5 protein-coding genes are annotated in these 3032 nt (G+C 59.7%); all 5 read right to left on the minus strand.

The annotated features are described in order from the left end of the window. Positions 1–34: 34 nt before the first annotated feature. The gene (locus AX703_RS14760; protein ID WP_062345120.1) at positions 35–217 is read right to left on the minus strand and encodes a hypothetical protein; all 183 of its coding nucleotides are present in this window, start codon (positions 215–217) and stop codon (positions 35–37) included. A 33-nt stretch (positions 218–250) separates the two neighbouring features. Continuing rightward, positions 251–1246: an SPFH domain-containing protein gene (locus AX703_RS14765; RefSeq protein WP_062345122.1), complete on the minus strand. Its 996-nt coding sequence runs from the start codon at positions 1244–1246 to the stop codon at positions 251–253. Between the two features lie 146 nt (positions 1247–1392). Further along, positions 1393–1830: a helix-turn-helix domain-containing protein gene (locus tag AX703_RS14770; RefSeq protein ID WP_039334635.1), complete on the minus strand. Its 438-nt coding sequence runs from the start codon at positions 1828–1830 to the stop codon at positions 1393–1395. Between the two features lie 162 nt (positions 1831–1992). Then, complete coding sequence (locus AX703_RS14775; RefSeq protein ID WP_062345124.1) at positions 1993–2283, minus strand: antibiotic biosynthesis monooxygenase; 291 nt, start codon at positions 2281–2283, stop codon at positions 1993–1995. A 10-nt stretch (positions 2284–2293) separates the two neighbouring features. Beyond that, a complete protein-coding gene (locus AX703_RS14780; protein WP_197423733.1) occupies positions 2294–2863 on the minus strand; it encodes an O-methyltransferase in 570 nt (189 codons plus the stop codon). Positions 2864–3032: the final 169 nt, after the last annotated feature.

The following is a 3032-nucleotide window of genomic DNA, read 5'->3' on the forward strand; positions in this document are numbered from 1 at the left end:
CAAATCCGCTAAAACCCACGCATTCCCAAAGGCTTCAGAGTTTTTCACGGGCGACAAGCTGGATCGGTGAAACATCGAATGGCAGGACTGCAACCTTGCCCACATCCTCGATATCGAGCCCGTGGCGCAGGATCAGTGTCTGGCAGTAGGGGCACGTCGCATAGGGAAGGGACGGGCCTCGCACCGGCACCTGCGCTCCGCACGAAGGGCAATTCATCACGTCCCGCTTCCCCCCAATGCGAACGCGCAATCAGCGGATTCGCGCGAGCAGCTCGGCCTTCTTGGCATCGAACTCCTGCTGGCTCAATGCGCCCAGCGTTACCAGCCTGTGGAGTTTCTCGATCATTGCGAGGGGATCTTCTTGGGTGACAGCGGGAGCTGTTGCGGGGATCGTTGCCTGGCCAAGTCCCTGGGCCATCGCGCCGCCCAATGCCGTTGCAGCAGCAACCCCGGCGCCGATACCGGCCACCCCGCCGCCATCCTGGTTTGCAGCATCCTCGATTGCTTCTGCCGCCTGGAAACGAGTGTAATTTCCGAGATCGCCAAGCACTCGCATCGAACTGGCCTTATCCAGATGGGCCTGGACTTCATCGGGCAGCGACACGCTTTCGACGTAGAACGAAAGGCAGGTCAGTCCCCACTGCGCAAAGGCCTTGTCGACCTCGAGCTTGATCCGGTCGGAAAGCGCCTGCTGGTTTGCCGCCAGATCGAGGAAGGCAATGCCACTGCCGCCAAGGGCAGTGGCTATCGCGGTCTGGATCGCGGCACGCAATTGCGGTTCGAGCGAGGGCACCGAGATGCCGGCCAGCGTCCCCATCACCCGCGAGACGAATGGCGCGACTTCGCTTACGCGAAAGGAATATGAGCCGAATGCACGCAGGCGCAGCGCGCCGAATTCAGCATCGCGCACTGTAACTGGCTGGGCAGTTCCCCACTTCAGGCCATGCTGCTCCTTCAGCGAGAGGAACACCACGTCCGACTTGAATGGCGATTTGAAAGCCTTGTCCCAGTTCATCAGGTTGGACAACAGGGGCAGGTTGGCGGTTTCGAGCGTATGCAGGCCCGGTCCAAAGTAATCTGCGATGCGGCCTTCATTGACAAAGGCCGCGATCTGTCCTTCGCGCACCGTCAACTGGGCGCCGTGCTGGATTTCGCGATCGGCAAAGGGCACGCGCCAAGCCAGTTCGCCGGGCTGCTCCAGCCACTCGATGACATCGACAAACTGCTTGCGAATAAAATCAAACATCACGGATGCCTTCCCGAAAGCCGCGCACTGCTTGCTGCAGCCTAACTTTTCGGAGCGGCCAGGCAAGAGAGCGCGTCGACCCGGACTTCGTCGGGACCGCAAAGTCCCCGTGGCGGATGAACAATTCCTTGCGTTGATGGAGGGGTCTACTCTTCCTCACTGTCAAACGCCGCGCGGGAAGCGCGGATGAGGTCTTGGTGGGCGTTGATCCAGTTGATCAAGCCGCGCGTCTGAACGTGCAAGGACTCCCCCAGATGGGTGAGGTTGTAGCTTACCTTCGGTGGCACATCGCCGCTGATCCTGCGCGTGACAAAGCCATCCCGTTCCAATGTGCGGAGCTTCATGGTGAGGATGCGCTGGGAAATGGCGCGTTCGGCTGAGAGCCTGGCAAGCAGGCGCCGCAGTTCGGCGTGGCGAAGCTCTCCGGTAGCAAGCACCAGAAGTATCAGAGTCGACCACCGGTCACCGAGGAGCGCCATGATTTCGCGCACGGGGGCATCGCGACTTGTCCCGTGGCGCTCCATTTCGTCAGCCAGAGAGGCAAGCGCAGGCCGTTCGAATGTCCCGCTAATGTCGTGCGCCATGCTTATCTTCGGCACAAAGGAGTGCCGCCCCCCCGCCCTGATCTTCCGCACCTTATGCCGCAGTTCGAGAAGATCAATAAGCGGGAAGTGGTCGGTCAGGGCGGAACTGACTGCAACTCGGGAACAAACAACCGAGGAAGATGATCATGCGGCCGAGCGGCGTCAGATCACGTTCTCGACATGCACGACGCAAGGCGGGGCCGTGAAAAATGGACCAGCCAAGGCTCGCCATTCCTGGAAGCCCTGGCTTTCCCGGAAGTCGACCATGTGGGCTTCCACGCTGGTCCAGCCGACGACCAGGCGATAGGTTCCCGGTTCCTCGATCACCCTCTGCAACGCGAACGATACAAATCCCCTCGCCTGTTCGAAATGTGGACGGGCCTGTGCCACCGCGGCTTCGAATTCGTCCATGCGGGCGGGATCAATGGTGAGCGCGGCGATTTCGTAAATCATCGATGGACTTTCAAAGCTTCGGATTGTCGGCGCTCCAGCGCACGGTCAGATCGATTCCGCTGCCGATGGGCAGCAACACGGATTGCAGATCGGGCTTGCAGCGGACTGCGTTACGATACTGGCGAACACTAGGACGATCGAATTCGGGTTCGATCATGTTGTCGGAAACAATAACGCCTTCGTCGCTCAGTTTAGGATAGAATGCCTCGAAGCAAGGCAAATAGAGCTCTTTCCAGATGTCGAGAAGCACAAAGTCCCAAAGCCCTTCATCGGCTTGAAGACAATCCAGAGCGTCACCGCACCGAAATTCGACGAAGTGATCCAGTCCTGCCTCTGCCAGTTGTTCGCGGGCGTAAGTCTGTTTGTAGTCGGCCAATTCGCAGGTCACGACAAGCGCACCGATCTGCGCTGCGGCATCTGCAAGGAACAGCGTCGAATATCCGTAGCTGGTGCCGAGTTCGAGTATGCGTGCCGGGCGGCGTGCGAGGATTAGCGAATGCATGAAACGTCCGGCATCCTCGCCTACTGGTAGCAGGAATTCGTCACGGACGGCAAACCCGGCGAGGCCGAGCGTCTTCATGCGATCCCCATCGTTTCTTGCGCGGTCGCGGTAGCGGTCGAACACGCGAGCCACGCGGGGATCGGCGAAGATCATGCGCATTCTCCTTTGCAACCGGGGCGTTCGTCAGATCCAGTCTACACCATTTCGTTGAATGTTTGGGCGCACCAGTCTGCGATGTAGTCGCGCA

It is taken from the genome of Novosphingobium sp. CCH12-A3, assembly GCF_001556015.1.
Classification (GTDB): domain Bacteria; phylum Pseudomonadota; class Alphaproteobacteria; order Sphingomonadales; family Sphingomonadaceae; genus Novosphingobium; species Novosphingobium subterraneum.